The sequence below is a fragment of the Motilibacter deserti genome (genome assembly GCF_011250635.1).
Classification (GTDB): Bacteria; Actinomycetota; Actinomycetes; order Motilibacterales; family Motilibacteraceae; genus Motilibacter_A; species Motilibacter_A deserti.
In genome coordinates this window covers 1-14,394 of the sequence record NZ_JAANNP010000014.1, presented here as the reverse complement: position 1 = coordinate 14,394, position 14,394 = coordinate 1, and the positions used below count along the sequence as shown (strand labels likewise).

Below are 14,394 nucleotides of genomic sequence, written 5' to 3'. Positions count from 1 at the left end.
GCGCGGGCGGACGGCGCGGCGGCGGACGGCCGGCGGCTAGTACGCCCCGGACCCCCTGACGACCGCCGCGAGCGTCTTCCACAGGATGAGCAGGTCGGCGGTCATCGACCAGTTCTCCACGTAGTACAGGTCGAGCCGGACGGTGTCCTCCCAGGACAGGTCCGACCGGCCGCTGACCTGCCACAACCCGGTCATGCCGGGCTTGACGAGAAGCCGGCGGCGTACGTCGAACGCGTAGCGCTCCACCTCCGACGGCAGCGGCGGGCGGGGCCCGACCAGGCTCATCTCGCCACGTAGGACGTTGAACAGCTGCGGCAGCTCGTCGAGGGAGTAGCGCCGGATGAACCGGCCGACCTTGGTGACCCGCGGGTCCTCGCGCATCTTGAACAGGACGCCGTCGTGCTCGTTCTTGGCCGCCAGCGTCGCGAGCATCTGCTCGGCGTCGACGACCATCGAGCGGAACTTGAAGACGGTGAACGTCTTGCCGTCGCGCCCGACGCGCTGCTGGCGGAAGAAGACCGGCCCCTTGCTGGTGAGCTTGACGGCCAGCGCGATCGAGACGAGGACCGGCGAGAGGGCGAGCACGAGGACGCTGCCGACGACCCGGTCGAACACGCCCTTGGCTACGCGCATCGGGCCTTCGTACTGCGGCGGCTCGACGTGCAGGAGCGGCAGCCCGGCCACCGGGCGCACGTGCACGCGCGGGCCGGCGACGTCGGTGAGCGCGGGAGCGACGACGAGGTCGGTCCCCGTGCCCTCGAGCGTCCAGCCGAGCCGGCGCAGCGCGGTCGGGGTGAGCCCGACGGAGGGGACGACCGCGACCGTGTCGGCGCCGGTCGCCCGCACGGCGTCGACGACGGTGTTGAGCGAGCCGACGACCGGCAGCCCGGCCGCCTCGGCGGTGGTCACCGCGACCGGCTCGTCGGCACCACCAGGCAGGCAGACGCCGACGACCTCGAACCCGGCGTACTTCTCCCGGGTCAGCTCCGCGGCGAGGTGCCGCACGTTGTCCGGGCTGCCCACGACGAGCACGCGGTGCGCCCAGCCGCCGCGGCGGCGCCGCGAGTGCAGCCACTTGCGGGCCACCCACCGCTCGACGAGCAGCCCGACCGTCCCCAGCGGGAAGGCGATCGCGACGAGCGCGCGGGCGTACGGGGCGGAGCCGAGGTAGGCGATGATCGCCACGAGCCCGAAGAGGCGGACGCTGGCGGTGACGACGCGCTTGTACTCGTCCGGCCCGGTGCCCACCACGCGCCGGTCGCGCGACAGGTGCAGCGACAGGCTCGACATCCAGGCGATCGCGAGCAGCGCGGCGAGCCAGCGCTGGGAGAGGACGTCCTCCCCGCTCAGCGGCTCGGCGCTGCGGCCCCCGTCGAACCCGACGACGACGGCGACCGTCATCGCGACCACCACGACGACGAGGTCGGCGACGACGAGGGTCAGCCCGAAGGTACGCAGCCAGGCAGGCCGGCGCGAGGCGACGGACGAGGCCTCGTCGGCGGCGGGACCGGTGCCGCTCCGAGGGGCCACGAACGTCTCGGCCTCGAGCAAGTCCTCGAACCTCCGTCAGGGCGGTCGTCGGCGCAGCCGCGCCGGGGCCACGGGCCGGTCAGTCGTGCAGGCTACCGCCCGTGGCGGCCGGACGGGGAATCCCGCCAGGTCAAGCACCCGAACGGAGGGCGGCACGGGCGGCGCGGCCCGCCCCCGGAGGCGCCGGCGCGGCGGCGAGCAGGGCCGGCTCCTCCTGCGCGGCCGCGACGCCGCCGGCGAGCAGCTGCGCGTCCGCCGGGACCGACCGCTTCACCAGCGCGAGCGCGATGGGGCCGAGCTCGTAGTGCTGGACGACCGTCCCGACGACCCCGACGGCCCGACCCTCGGCCTCGACCGTCGCACCCGGGGCAGGCAGCGTCTCCGCGGACCCGTCGAGGTGCAGCAGGACGAGGCGACGGGGAGGCCGCCCGAGGTTGTGCACGCGGGCGACGGTCTCCTGCCCGCGGTAGCAGCCCTTGTCCAGGTGGACGGCGCTCGTGAGCCAGCCGACCTCGTGCGGGATCGTGCGCTCGTCCGTGTCGACCCCGAGCCGGGGCAGGCCAGCGGCGACGCGGAGGGCGTCGTACGCCCAGCGCCCGGCGGGGAAGCCGTCGGCGGCGACGTACGCGGCCAGCTCCGCCCGGGGCACGAGCACCTCACGCCCGGCGAGGCCGAGGCCCTCGGGGGGCAGCCACGTCGTCAGCAGCCGCTGGTGCGGGGCGGCGGCCGGCTCCCAGACGCAGGCCCAGTCGGCGGTCACGTCCTCGACCTCGACCTCGGTCCAGAAGCGCATCTTCACCAGGTAGTCGACCAGGCCGCCGGCGCGCCCCGGCTCGACGGTGAGCCAAGTGCTCGTGCCGTCGTCGCCGACGTTCGCGTGGTGCTCGACGCGACCGTTCGGGTCCAGCACGAGCAGCTCGGTCGGGCGGCCGGGCTCGAGGCCGCGCAGGTGCTGGCTGGTCAGGTCGTGCAGCCACCCGAGCCGGGCGGGGCCGGTGACGCGGACCACGCCGCGGTTCGACAGGTCGACTACGCCGACGCCGGTGTCCAGCCGGCGCTGCTCGCCCAGCGGGTCGCCGTAGTGCCACGCGACGCCCGCGTCGGGGGGCTCGGCAGGGACCGCGCCGGGGGTGCTCAGCACGACGGACATGACAGGGGCAACCTCGCGGGGCGCGCCGCTCATTCCGACCGGGCGCAGTCCCGGCAGCGCCCGAAGATCGCGAAGTGGCTGACGTCGGTCTCGAAGCCCTGCTCCTGGGCGACGCGCCGGACCAGCTCGTCGGCCACGGACGTGTCGGCCTCGGTGACGCGCCCGCAGTCGCGGCAGACCAGGTGCAGGTGGTCGGCCTCGCTGGCCGGGTGGTAGGTCGGGGCGCCGTGGCCGAGGTGCGTGTGGGTCACCAGGCCGAGCTCTTCGAGGAGCTCGAGCGTGCGGTAGACGGTGGAGACGTTGACTCCGCTGGCGGTGCGCTGGACCTCGGTCAGCACGTCCTCGGGTGTCGCGTGCCCGAGCGTGGCGACCGCCTCGAGGACGAGCTGGCGCTGCGGCGTGAGCCGGTAGCCCCGCTCACGAAGCGTCGCCTGCCAGTCGGTCATCCCCCGGCCCTCGGGGCGGGTGCGTGCGCCGACAGGGCGATCGCGTCGGCGGCCGGCACCTTCTTCAGCCGGGCCGACGCGTGCGGGGAGAGCGGCTGGCCCAGCGCCGCCTTGTCGTACGCCCACAGCAGGTCCCCCTCGACCAGCCCGTAGAGCCGGTGGCCGGCGGTGTGCTCCTCGGCCGACACGGTGCGCGCGACGACGTCGGTGCGCATCTCGATGCGAGCCGGGTGGATCTCGCCGACGTAGACCTCGACGACGCCGGTCGGCTGCACGATGAGCGCCTCGATCGTGCTCTCCGGCTGCGGCCGCCAGTAGCCGGTCTCGACCGTGATGACGTCGCCGCGCTCGCCGTCCTCGCGCAGAGTCCAGAGCCGGCTCTCGTAGGTCAGGTAGGCGCCGCCGGCGTGGTCGAAGACGACCTGCTGGCCGAAGCGCGACTCCTGCATCGTGGGGTAGCCGATGACGCCGGCGCCCTGCCACACGCCGAGCAGCCAGGCCACGGGCACCAGCTCCGGGGGCAGGTCAGGGGTCAGCTCCATGCTGCGTCCACAGCCGCGCGAGCCCCGGCTAGGCCTGGGACTTGAACAGCTTGTAGACCGCGTAGAACGCGAACCACGTGATCAGCAGCGCGGCGAAGGCCAGCAGGCCTGTATAGAAAACCTCCAGCACAGCCCGGAGTCTACTGTGCGGGGCATGCCCGAGACGTCCCGCACTCTCGTCGTGAAGGTCACCGCCGGGGCCGACGCCCCCGAGCGCTGCTCTCAGGCGTTCACGGTGGCCGCGACCGCCGCCGCCGCAGGCGTCCCGGTCTCGCTCTGGCTCACCGGCGAGTCGGCGTGGTTCGCGCTGCCGGGGCGTGCCGCAGAGTTCGAGCTCCCTCACGCCGCGGCGCTGCCGGACCTGCTCGAGGCGGTGCTCGCGGCCGGGACCGTCACGCTGTGCACCCAGTGCGCCGCGCGCCGGGAGATCACCGGCGCCGACGTGCTGCCGGGCGTACGCATCGCGGGGGCGGCGGTGTTCGTGGAGGAAGCGCTCGCCGCAGGCGCGCAGGCGGTCGTCTATTGACCACGTCCCTCACCCGCTGGTCATGCAGACGTGGCGAGTTGCCCACAGCCCAGAGGCTGTGGACAACTCGCCAACATCGCATGATCAGCGCGGGGTGGTGCGCCCGCGAACGCGGGGTGGTGCGCCCGCGGACGCGCAAGGCGGTACGCGGCTGCGGATCGCGGGGTGGGGCGCCCGCGGACGCGCGCCGGTTGTGGGCGTCAGCCGACGGTGACGTCGACCCGCGCGATCTCGCCGGTCGTCGCGCGCACCTTCCGGTCGGTCGGCTGCGCGCCGGGGGCGAGGACGCGGACGGTCCACTCCCCCGAGGCGGCGAAGAAGCGGTACTGCCCGGTGGCCGACGTCGGCACCTCGGCGACGAACTCGCCGGAGGAGTCGAGCAGCCGGACGTACGCCCCGGCGAGCGGCGCCTCCTCGCGGGAGATGATCCCGGCGACGATGGCCTGGTTGGAGAGGTCGACCCCGGTGAGGTCGAGGTCCTGAGGGGGTGCTCCGCACATGCCGGTCAGCTACCCGAGCCGGTCTCGACCGGAACGCCCACGAGCGAGCCGTACTCGGTCCACGAGCCGTCGTAGTTCTTCACGTTCGGCTGCCCGAGCAGCTCGTGCAGCACGAACCACGTGTGCGCCGAGCGCTCGCCGATGCGGCAGTACGCGATGGTGTCGCTGGTCGCGAGGTCGACGCCGGCCTGTACGTAGAGCTCCGCGAGCTCGGCCTCGTCCTTGAACGTGCCGTCGTCGTTCGCGGTCTTGGACCACGGGATGTTCTTCGCCGTCGGGACGTGGCCGGCGACCATCGCCGACTCCTGCGGCAGGTGGGCCGGGGCGAAGAGCTTGCCGCTGAACTCGTCAGGGCTGCGCACGTCGACCAGGTTGAGCTTGCCGATCGCGGCCACGACCTCGTCGCGGAAGGCGCGGATCGAGTTGTCGGGCTCCTGCGCCGTGTAGGTCGTGGCGGGGCGCTCGACCGCGTCGGTCGACAGCTCGCGGGCGTCGAGCTCCCACTTCTTGCGCCCACCGTCCATCAGGCGGACGTCGCCGTGGCCGTAGAGCTTGAAGTACCAGTACGCGTAGGCCGCGAACCAGTTGTTGTTGCCGCCGTAGAGGATGACCGTGTCGTCGTTGGAGATGCCCTTCGACGACAGCAGCGCCTCGAAGCCCTCCTTGTTGACGAAGTCGCGGCGGACCGGGTCCTGCAGGTCCTTGCGCCAGTCGAGCTTGATGGCGCCCTTGATGTGGTTCCGGTCGTACGCGGTGGTGTCCTCGTCGACCTCGACCAGCACGACCTTGGGGTCGTCCAGATGGGCCTCGACCCAGTCGGCGTCGACGAGCGCGGTCTCGCGGCTCATGGAGTCCCTCTTCCTGTCCAGTTCTACGGGGATCAGCGTGGCAGACGTACGGCAGCCCGGCCCGGGTCCGAGCCGCGGGCGACGAGCGGGGAGGAGGTGCCGGCGCGCGTGCAGGACGCGGGCGCGGCGGCGGCGCGCGGGCCTCAGCCGACGCGACAGAGGCTCGCCGCGACCCGACAGAGGTCGACGGCGCGCCGGCGGATCAGCAGTCCTGCCATGGTCCGCATCGTAGGGGGCCGTCAAGCCCCGGGTGGCGGCCGTCCGCGCTTCGAGACCTCTGACCTGCGTCTCATGACCCGAACGGGGGGTCATCCACCCGCGAACGGCGGGAGGACCTCGACCACGGCGCCGTCGGCGAGCACCCGCCCGGGCGCCGCCTCCCGCGAGACGCGTACGCCGTCGACCAGGAAGCTCGCCGCCCCCAGCACGGCGCGCAGCCGCTCCCCGTGCGCACGCCCGGCCTGCTCGAGCGCGTCAGCGACGGTGCCGGCGTCGACGACGTCCTCGACACGCCCGGCAGCGGCCTTGGCCGCGGCCCAGTAGCGGACCGTCACCTGTGCCACGGGCCCTCCTCCGGTGCTGGTGTTGCGGACGGTAGCCGGCTGAACCCGGTCAAACCCCGACTGAGCCGATCGAAAGTAAAGGGGCGATGACACGCGGATGACACAAGCACCCCACTATCCTTCCGCTCAGCAACCGGGAGCTCATGCTCCCAGCCCACAGTGCCGTGGGGCCCGGACCGGACACGAGGGGCTCGGGGTGCCACGGCATCCCGCCCGGTGGAGGTGGGACATGGCGAGCGTCCTCCTGCTGACCAACGCACTGCAGCCGTCGGCCGAGGTGCTTCCTGCCCTCGGGCTGCTCCTGCACTCGGTACGCGTGGGCCCGGCCGAGGCGTCTGCCCTGCTCGACGCTCCCCCGTGCGACGTCCTCCTCCTCGACGGCCGCCGCGACCTCCCGCACGCGCGGGCGACCTGCCGGCTGCTGCGTACGACCGGGCTCAACTGCCCGCTCATCCTGGTCGTCACCGAGGGCGGGCTCGCCGCGGTCACCGCCGAGTGGGGCGTCGACGACGTCGTGCTCGACACCGCCGGCCCGGCCGAGGTCGAGGCACGGCTCCGGCTCGCCACCGGCCGGCTGGCGATGGCGGCGGCCAGCGACCCCGACTCCCCGAGCGAGATCCGCAACGGCGACCTCTCGATCGACGAGGCGACCTACGTCGCCAAGGTCCGCGGCCGGGTGCTCGACCTGACGTTCAAGGAGTTCGAGCTGCTCAAGTTCCTCGCCCAGCACCCGGGCCGGGTCTTCACCCGCGCCCAGCTGCTGCAGGAGGTCTGGGGCTACGACTACTTCGGCGGCACCCGCACCGTCGACGTGCACGTGCGGCGCCTGCGCGCCAAGCTCGGTGCCGACCACGAGGCGCTCATCGGCACGGTGCGCAACGTCGGCTACCGGTTCGTCGCTCCGGAGAAGGGCGCCGACGAGCGCATCGCCGCGCCCACCGCCTAGCCGCGCCGACGGCCCAGCCGCGCCGACGGCCTAGCCGCGCCGGAGGTCAGGGCCGGGCGGTGTACGTCAGCAGCCGCGCCGTCGCGCCGTCGTCGGGCACGACGGCCAGCTGCAGGGCCCCGCCGGGCAGCAGCTGCAGGTCGCTGGGGTTGCGCAGGACGCTGCTGCCCGTCGCCGACCAACGGAAGACCGGCACCTCGTGGCCGACCGTCAGCTTCTTGGTGTCGACGACCGCGATGCCCCCGAGCCGGATCGCCCCGGACGGGCCGGCCGTCTCCGCGAGGCCTGTGCAGACGACCGAGCGCCCACTGACGTAGTTGCAGTCCTGGTAGTCCACGAAGTGGCTCTCGTTGGGCTGGGTGCCGGCGACCCGCCCGTTGCGCTTGAGGTCGTAGAACGTCCGCGAGCCCCAGCTGACGCCCACGAACCGGTCTCGCTCGGTGTCGTGGACGATGCCGCCGAGGTGGTCCGCGACCCGGAACTCCTCGTGCACCTCGTGCGTCGCCGGGTCGACCCGGTAGACGATCGACCTGCTGTTCGGGCGGTACTCCGCGACCGGCACCCACAGGCTCTCGCCGTCGTAGTCGATGCCTCCCGGGTGGTAGACGGTGCCCTCGCCGAGCAGGATGTCGGCCTTGAGAACGCCGTCGTCGTCGAACGCGAAGAGGTGGCCCTGGCCCTTGCCGGGCGTGCGGTCGTAGCCGTCGACCGGCGTCGGGTAGCGGACGGTGGGCTCGAGGATCTCGACGCTGCTCATCCACCACAGGCCGCCGATGCGGAGCATGCCCTGCGGGTGGTGGGCGTCGAAGCGGAGCGGGACGTCCCCGGTCTGGGACCACGCGGTGGAGCGGGTGAGCTTCTGGACGGTCTGCACGAGCGCGGGGGTGTCGGCGGAGGCGTGCACGGTCGCGGTGCCCACGGCCGCTACCGCCAGGCCCAGAACGGCGGCGGCGAGCGCGCGGCGCGGCGGGCGTACGCGCAGAATTTCGGTCACGACGGCTCCTCAGGTCTTGGGGATGACCGGGGCAGGCAACTACTCGCGGCTTGAATCCCCGTGAAGCCCCGACGAACGCAGCAAGTCCGTCGGTCGACGCCCGCTCCCCCGGGCCGGGAGACGGCACCGCCCCCTGCCCGGTGCGGGCAGGGGGCGGAGGAGTCCCGGCGGGAGTTACGGGAGTCGCGTGATCCGGTCGAGCGGCGGCACCACGTACGGAGCCGACGCGGACGAGTTGGCCGCAAGGAAGCTGGCGAAGCCGTCGATGTCGACGCCGCCGTAGAGCGGGTCGGTCCCCTCGGCGAAGGTCGTGTAGCCGTCGCCGCCCTCGATGAGGAAGTTGTTGGCGCCGACGCGGTACTTCTTCGCGAGGTCGAGCGGCTGGCCGCCGACGAGCACGTTCGACACCCGGTTCCCGGCCGGGGCCGAGGCGGTGACGGTGTAGGTCAGCCCCGAGACGGGCAACCGGCCCGCCTCGAGGATCCGCTTCACCTGCTCGCCGGTGAAGGTCTTCGAGACGTTGTAGTTGCTGAACGGCTGGACAGCGAACGCCTCTTCGTAAGTCACTGCGCCGTCGCCCCTGGGCAGGTCGGCCCGGATGCCGCCCGGGTTCATGAACGCGATGTCGATTGGCCCGCGCCCGGCGATGGACTGGTCGGCGCGCACCGAGTCGGCGAGCAGGTCTCCGAGGGCCGACTCGCCCGCGGCGTTCGTGCTGCGCGTGATGTCGGAGCCGATGTAGCCGATCGTCTTGTTCGCGATGGGGCCGAGGTACGTCCGATAGCGGTCCATCAGATCGGTGATCTTCGCATCAGGAGTCACAGTGCGGGTGACGATGACGTTGTTCGCCGCCGTAGCCTGCCGGTCGACGTCGCCGGTGCGACGGTCGATCACCAGGTCGATGTCGGTCACGAGGCGCCCGTAGTTGCCGGCCTGCGTCACGAGGCGCGGGTTGCCGGCCGGGTCGGCCGCCTTGCAGTTGAAGGCCGAGTGGCTGTGGCCCGTGACGATGACGTCGACGGCGGGTGTCACGTTCGCGTTGATGCCGCGGGCGGCACCGCCCAGGGTGGAGCAGCCGTTGTAGGCGCTACCGGCGCTGCCGCCCTCGTGCATGAGGACGACGATCGCCTCGATCCCCTTCGCCTGCAGCTGCGCGGCGTACTTGTTGACGACCTCGGCCTCGTCCTTGAACGACAGCCCCTTGATTCCCGACGCGGTGACGATGCTCGGCGTGGACGAGGTCACGATGCCGATGAAGCCGACCTTGGCCCCGTTGTGGAACTTCTCGACGTGCGTGGCGGCCATGAGCGGGGTGCCGTCGGCGGTGAACTCGACGTTCCCGGCGAGGTAGTCGAACTTCGCACCCCGGAAGCGCTTGCCGCCGAGGTCCTTCGCGGCGCAGCTGTTCTGGTTCTGCGCGCCGTCCTTGTCGCGGATGCAGCCGCCCTTCTGCATGCGCAGCAGCTCGGCGTAGCCCTCGTCGAACTCGTGGTTGCCGACGGCGCTGAGGTCCAGCCCCAAGAGGTTCAGGGCCTCGATCGTGGGCTCGTCGTGGAACGCGGCCGAGAGCAGCGGCGAAGCGCCGATCATGTCGCCGGTGCCGATGGTGAAGCTGTCCTTCTTGCCGCTGCGCAGCTGCTTCAAGTGCGTCGAGAGGTACGCCGCCCCGCCCGCGGGCACGGCCGGCCGGCCGCCGCCGGGGCTCACGGTCCCGCCGGAGCCGGTCGGGGGCTCGAGGTTGCCGTGGAAGTCGTTCACCGCGAGCAGCTGGATGTGTCGCAGAGGCTGGGACTTGATCGAGACGGCGTCGGCGGGGACGGCGGTCATGGCCGTCGCGGCGAGGACGGTGCCGGCGGCCGCCGCGAGCAGGGCCGCGCGCGGGCGCAGGCGGCCGAGGATGGGCGTCATTCAGGGTTCTCCTGGGAGCGGACGAGCACGGGCGGGGCAAGCGGCCCCGCCGGAGGCTAGGGCAGCCGTCGCCCCCCGCTGTGAGGCCCAGGCGAACTCCAGGTGAACTCGTCGGCCGGAGCTCTCAGACCCTCCTGCCGCGGGCGTCGTACGCGACGACGCTCGTGCCGCGGGACTGGCGCAGGGCCTCCTCGGCCTGCTGCACCGCCGACCGGGACGACGACGGGTCACCCTGCACCTCGGGCACGGGCACCGCGAGGGCCCACACCCGCCACGACGTCAGCCCGTCGACCCGGAAGATCGCCGCGTCCCGCTTCCTGCCATCGGCCGTGGACACCACGACGCGTGCCGCGCGCGCCGGCACCTGCCCGACGATCACGCGTGGGCCGCCGTCCCTGGTGTAGCCGGAGGGTGGCCGGTGCCCGGGAGCGCCGCACCCGAAGCTCGTGGCCTCGAACTGGATGCAGAGCAGCCCGGCCGTGCTCATGTACGCCACCGTCCCGCCCGCGAGCTGGGTGATCCGTCCGGCGGGGACCCGCATGTCCGCCGGGTCGTAGTTCAGGGGGTCCGGGGTCGTCGGGATGCCGAGCAGGCTCGTCATCGGCGTGGCCACGGAGGACGCGCCCGTCCCCGGCGTCGCCGCCTCCTCGCGGCCGGCGCCCGCCACCGCCACCACGGTCGCCATGCCCAGGACGGCGGCGCTCGCCGTGGCCACCGAGCCGAGGGACCGGCGCCGGGCGCGGGCCCGGATCTGCCCGGCTGCGGCGGCGGGGCGTACGACGCGGGCGGCCTCCGCCTCGAAGGCTCGCTCCAGCAGGTCGTCGAGGTGCTCAGGCCCGGGCATCGGGTGCCTCCTGGTACGAGATGGACAGGGCGGCGCGGACGCGGGCAGCGCCCTTGCTGGCGTAGCCGCGCACGGCGGCCTCGGTGCAGCCGAGCGTGCGCGCGATGTCGGCGTCGTCGTAGCCGGCGTAGTGGCGCAGCACGAGCACGGTGCGCTGGCGCGGCGGCAGGTCGGTGAGGGCGCGGTGCAGGACGTCCCGCTCGCCCACCAGGTCGGCCGGGTCGTCGAGCAGCCCGCCGGTCGGTGTGTCCGGCGGTGCCGCGACCGGCCATTCGGGCAGCCGGAGCCGGCGCCGCCAGGACAGGTGGGTGTTGACGACGATGCGGCGCACGTAGGCGTCCGGGCTGTCGGCGCGGGCCACCTTGCCCCAGTGTCGGAACGCCTTGAGCAGCGCGCTCTGCACCAGGTCCTCGGCCAGGTGCGCGTCGCCGGTCAGGACGTAGGCGAACCGGGTCAGCGCGAGCGAGCGGGCCGCGACGTACTCGTCGAACGTCACGATGCAGCCCTCCAGGTCTTCACTCCCCCAACGACTCCGGCCGTCCCGCCCTTGTTGCCAGCCGCAGCGGGCTCGTTGTCCGGAGGACGCGAAAAGGGGTGGCCCGCCGGTCGGCGGGCCACCCCTGTCGGTTCGCGTCAGGCGACGCGGTGCGTCACGGCAGGCGCGTGATGCGGTTCAGCGCCGGCGGCGCGAGCGGGGCGTTCGCCTCGAGGTACGACGCGAACGCCTCGATGTCGAGGCCGCCGTAGAGCGTGGCGGTGCCCTGCGCGAACGTGGTGAAGTTGTCGCCGCCCTCGAGCAGGAAGTTGTTGCCGGCGACCCGGTAGCCGCGGTTCAGGTCGAGCGGCTGGCCGTTCACCAGCACGTTCGAGACCTTCGACCCCTTGGGGGCCGAGGCGCTCCAGCTGTAGGTGATGCCGGAGACCCCGAGGATGCGGGTCTGCCCGACGCCGGGGTTGTCGAACTGCTGCTCGAGAACGGCCTTGAGGTCCGAGCCCTTGAGCGTCTTCGAGACGACGTAGTTGCTGAACGGCTGAACGGTGAAGGCCTCTTCGTAGGTCACGACGCCGTCGCCGTAGGGGAGGTCGGACCGGATGCCGCCCGGGTTGATGAAGCCCACCTCGATCGGGCCGTTGCCCGTGACGGACGCGTCGGCCTTGGCCGCGTCGGCGAGGATGTCCCCGAGCTGGGACTCGCCGTTCGCGTTCTGGGCCGCGGTCAGGCCGCTCGCGATGGTGCCGAGCTGACGGCCGGCGATCGGGCCGAGGTAGCCCTTGTAGCGGTCGATGAGGCTGGTGATGGCGGGGTCCGCTGCCACGGTGCGCGTCACGATGTGGTTGGTGGCGGTGGTCTGCGCCCGGTTGACGTCCCCGGTGCGGCGGTCGAACGCGAGGTCGACCTCGGAGATGAGGCGGCCGGCCGACGCTCCCTGGATCACGACGCGCGGGTTGCCCGCGGGGTCGTTCAGCTTGCAGTTGTAGCCGGCGTGGGTGTGGGCGTTGAGCAGCACGTCCACGGAGGAGGAGATGCGGTTGTTGAGGCCGAGGACGCTGCCGGCGAGGTTGTTGCAGGCGTTGTAGAGCCCGCTCTGGCTGCCACCCTCGTGGATCACTGCGACGATCGCCTGCACGCCCTGTGCCTGCAGCTGGGCCGCGTATCGGTTGATCGTGTCGGCCTCGTCGGTGAACGTCAGGCCGGCGACACCGCTGGCGGTCACGATCGACGGGGTGGTCTTGGTGACGACGCCGATGAACCCGACCTTGGCGCCCTGGTGGAACTTCTCCACGTGGGTCGCCGAGAAGATCGTCTTGCCGGTCGCGGTGTATTCGACGTTGGCCGCGAGGTAGGGGAAGTCCGCCCCACGGAAGCGCTTGCCGCCGAGGTCCTTCGCCGGGCAGCTGTTCTGGTTGTTCGCGCCCTCGTCGTCCCGGATGCAGCCGCCCTTCTGGATCCGCTGCAGCTCGGCGACGCCCTCGTCGAACTCGTGGTTGCCGACGACGCCGAGGTCGACGTCCATGAGGTTGTGGGCCTCGATGGTCGGCTCGTCGTGGAACGCGGCCGACAGCAGCGGCGAGGCACCGATCAGGTCGCCCGACGAGACCGTGAAGGAGTCGCGCTCCCCCGCGCGCAGCGTCTTGAGGTGCGTGGACAGGTAGGCCGCGCCCCCCGCGTCCACGTTGATCGCGGCGCCGGTCGACGAGGTGCCCGTCTGGATGCGCCCGCCCGAGCCCGACGGCGGCTCGAGGTTGCCGTGGAAGTCGTTGAAGGCCAGCAGCTGGATGCGCTGGATGGGCGCGGACGCGGCGGACGCCGGGGTCGCCGCGGTCGCGGCTGCGGCGAGCGCGCCACCGGCGGCGACGACGGCCAGCAGCCGCATGCGCCGCTCACTGGGCTTGGGGGTCATACGGTTTGTCTCCCGAGAGTCGACGGCTCGGACGGAAGCGTCCGTCGGCAGGCAGGCTAGGCACAAGGGCCGACAGTTGGGGTGAACTTCCGATGACGAAGCGGGCGTCGGGACCTGCCGAGGCTCGCGGCTAGCCTGCAGGGGTGTCGGACCCGCTACGCATCGAGACCGTCGGCCAGCTGAGCAAGCCCGAGGTGGACGCGGTCACCTGGCTCGTCGAGGCCGCGACGGAGGCCGACGGCGTACGCCCGCTGTCCGAGCACGTGGAGCTGCACCTGCGCTACGGCGGGGACCGGCCCGCCCGCAGCCTGCTCGCCTGGGACGGCGAGGAGCTGGCCGCGTACGCGCACCTGGACGTGACCGACGCCGTGGCCGGCCCGAGCGCCGAGCTCGTGGTGCACCCGGCCCGGCGGCGGCGCGGGATCGGGCGCGCGCTGCTCGACGCGGTGGTGGCCAAGGCGCCGGAGGGGCACGTCCGTGTCTGGGCGCACGGCGGCGTACCGGGCTCGGCGGCGCTGGCGGCGGCGGCCGGCCTCACGCAGGCGCGCGAGCTGCTGCAGATGCGGCGGCCGCTCGGCGCTCCCGTGCCGACCCCGACGGTCGCCGAGGGCGTGCGGGTCCGGACGTTCCGCCCCGGCTCGGACGACGCTGCGTGGGTCGCGCTCAACGCGGCGGCGTTCGCGCAGCACCCCGAGCAGGGGGCGTGGACGCTGGACGACCTGCACGTGCGGCTGCACGAGCCGTGGTTCGACGCCGCGGGCTTCTTCCTCGCCGAGCGGGCGGCAGGCCCTGGCGCCGGGGAGCTGCTCGGCTTCGGCTGGTCCAAGGTCCACGGCGGCACCGAGAAGCCGCGGCTGTCCGTCGTGCGCGACGCGGGCGAGCCGGCCCCGCCGCCCAAGCAGCACGGCCACGACCCGATCGGCGAGCTCTACGTGCTCGGGGTGTCCCCGGCGGCGCGCGGCGCCGGGCTGGCGCGCACGCTCGCGCTCTCCGTCCTCGGACACCTGCGCGACCGTGGCCTGAGCGAGGCGATGCTCTACGTCGACGCGGACAACACCGCGGCGCTGCGGCTCTACGAGTCGCTGGGGTTCGCGCGCTTCGACGTGGACGTGATGTACGTCCGCTGACGCCGGGCTTGTGCCGGTGCTCGCCGTTCTCCGCCTCCTCGAGCGCGAGGCCGGGCCGGCGCACCGAG

General features: G+C 72.9%; 16 protein-coding genes. 3 read left to right on the top strand and 13 right to left on the bottom strand.

The genetic code is table 11. The features are described 5' to 3' along the window. Positions 1–36: 36 nt before the first annotated feature. From G9H71_RS14455 to G9H71_RS14440, 4 genes are all read right to left on the bottom strand, one after another. Positions 37–1,551, bottom strand: a complete 1,515-nt coding sequence (locus tag G9H71_RS14455; RefSeq protein WP_166283037.1) for a sugar transferase — start codon at positions 1,549–1,551, stop codon at positions 37–39. A 109-nt stretch (positions 1,552–1,660) separates the two neighbouring features. Beyond that, on the bottom strand, positions 1,661–2,680 hold the full coding sequence (gene ygfZ / locus G9H71_RS14450) for a CAF17-like 4Fe-4S cluster assembly/insertion protein YgfZ (protein ID WP_231134850.1): 1,020 nt from the start codon (positions 2,678–2,680) through the stop codon (positions 1,661–1,663). Positions 2,681–2,709: 29 nt separating this feature from the next. Further along, a complete protein-coding gene (locus G9H71_RS14445) occupies positions 2,710–3,126 on the bottom strand; it encodes a Fur family transcriptional regulator (protein ID WP_166283035.1) in 417 nt (138 codons plus the stop codon). After that, on the bottom strand, positions 3,123–3,668 hold the full coding sequence (locus G9H71_RS14440; RefSeq protein ID WP_166283034.1) for an FABP family protein: 546 nt from the start codon (positions 3,666–3,668) through the stop codon (positions 3,123–3,125). Before G9H71_RS14440 ends, G9H71_RS14445 begins: the two co-directional genes overlap by 4 nt. Before the next feature lie 154 nt (positions 3,669–3,822). Here G9H71_RS14440 and G9H71_RS14435 point away from each other — a divergent pair, with 154 nt between their 5' ends. After that, on the top strand, positions 3,823–4,194 hold the full coding sequence (locus G9H71_RS14435; RefSeq protein ID WP_166283033.1) for a DsrE family protein: 372 nt from the start codon (positions 3,823–3,825) through the stop codon (positions 4,192–4,194). A gap of 200 nt (positions 4,195–4,394) precedes the next feature. Here the strand turns inward: G9H71_RS14435 and G9H71_RS14430 are convergent, their stop codons facing one another. The 4 genes from G9H71_RS14430 to G9H71_RS14420 all read right to left on the bottom strand — a co-directional run bounded on the left by G9H71_RS14430 (position 4,395) and on the right by G9H71_RS14420 (position 6,105). Then, a complete protein-coding gene (locus G9H71_RS14430; RefSeq protein WP_166283032.1) occupies positions 4,395–4,694 on the bottom strand; it encodes a DUF1416 domain-containing protein in 300 nt (99 codons plus the stop codon). A 5-nt stretch (positions 4,695–4,699) separates the two neighbouring features. Next, positions 4,700–5,542, bottom strand: coding sequence for a sulfurtransferase (locus G9H71_RS14425; RefSeq protein WP_166283031.1), 843 nt, complete (start codon positions 5,540–5,542; stop codon positions 4,700–4,702). A 143-nt stretch (positions 5,543–5,685) separates the two neighbouring features. Continuing rightward, entirely contained in the window at positions 5,686–5,760 is a 75-nt protein-coding gene (locus G9H71_RS25545) for a putative leader peptide (RefSeq protein WP_407939763.1), read from the bottom strand. Positions 5,761–5,850: 90 nt separating this feature from the next. Beyond that, positions 5,851–6,105 (bottom strand): MoaD/ThiS family protein, encoded by a 255-nt coding sequence (locus tag G9H71_RS14420; RefSeq protein WP_166283030.1) that lies wholly within the window; start codon positions 6,103–6,105, stop codon positions 5,851–5,853. Positions 6,106–6,334: 229 nt separating this feature from the next. Here G9H71_RS14420 and G9H71_RS25155 point away from each other — a divergent pair, with 229 nt between their 5' ends. Beyond that, complete coding sequence (locus G9H71_RS25155; protein WP_166283029.1) at positions 6,335–7,051, top strand: winged helix-turn-helix transcriptional regulator; 717 nt, start codon at positions 6,335–6,337, stop codon at positions 7,049–7,051. A gap of 46 nt (positions 7,052–7,097) precedes the next feature. Here G9H71_RS25155 and G9H71_RS14410 read toward each other — a convergent pair whose 3' ends face one another. From G9H71_RS14410 to G9H71_RS14390, 5 genes are all read right to left on the bottom strand, one after another. After that, a complete protein-coding gene (locus G9H71_RS14410) occupies positions 7,098–8,045 on the bottom strand; it encodes a DUF6454 family protein (protein WP_331273011.1) in 948 nt (315 codons plus the stop codon). A 174-nt stretch (positions 8,046–8,219) separates the two neighbouring features. Continuing rightward, positions 8,220–9,953, bottom strand: coding sequence for a bifunctional metallophosphatase/5'-nucleotidase (locus G9H71_RS14405; RefSeq protein ID WP_166283028.1), 1,734 nt, complete (start codon positions 9,951–9,953; stop codon positions 8,220–8,222). Positions 9,954–10,077: 124 nt separating this feature from the next. Beyond that, positions 10,078–10,797, bottom strand: coding sequence for a hypothetical protein (locus G9H71_RS14400; RefSeq protein ID WP_166283027.1), 720 nt, complete (start codon positions 10,795–10,797; stop codon positions 10,078–10,080). After that, positions 10,784–11,293 (bottom strand): SigE family RNA polymerase sigma factor, encoded by a 510-nt coding sequence (locus G9H71_RS14395; RefSeq protein WP_331273010.1) that lies wholly within the window; start codon positions 11,291–11,293, stop codon positions 10,784–10,786. Before G9H71_RS14395 ends, G9H71_RS14400 begins: the two co-directional genes overlap by 14 nt. Before the next feature lie 154 nt (positions 11,294–11,447). After that, positions 11,448–13,199, bottom strand: a complete 1,752-nt coding sequence (locus G9H71_RS14390; protein WP_231134849.1) for a bifunctional metallophosphatase/5'-nucleotidase — start codon at positions 13,197–13,199, stop codon at positions 11,448–11,450. A gap of 143 nt (positions 13,200–13,342) precedes the next feature. On the opposite strand from G9H71_RS14390, the gene mshD reads away from it, so the two are divergent. Further along, positions 13,343–14,326 (top strand): mycothiol synthase, encoded by a 984-nt coding sequence (gene mshD, locus G9H71_RS14385; protein ID WP_166283025.1) that lies wholly within the window; start codon positions 13,343–13,345, stop codon positions 14,324–14,326. The last annotated feature ends 68 nt before the right edge of the window (positions 14,327–14,394 follow it).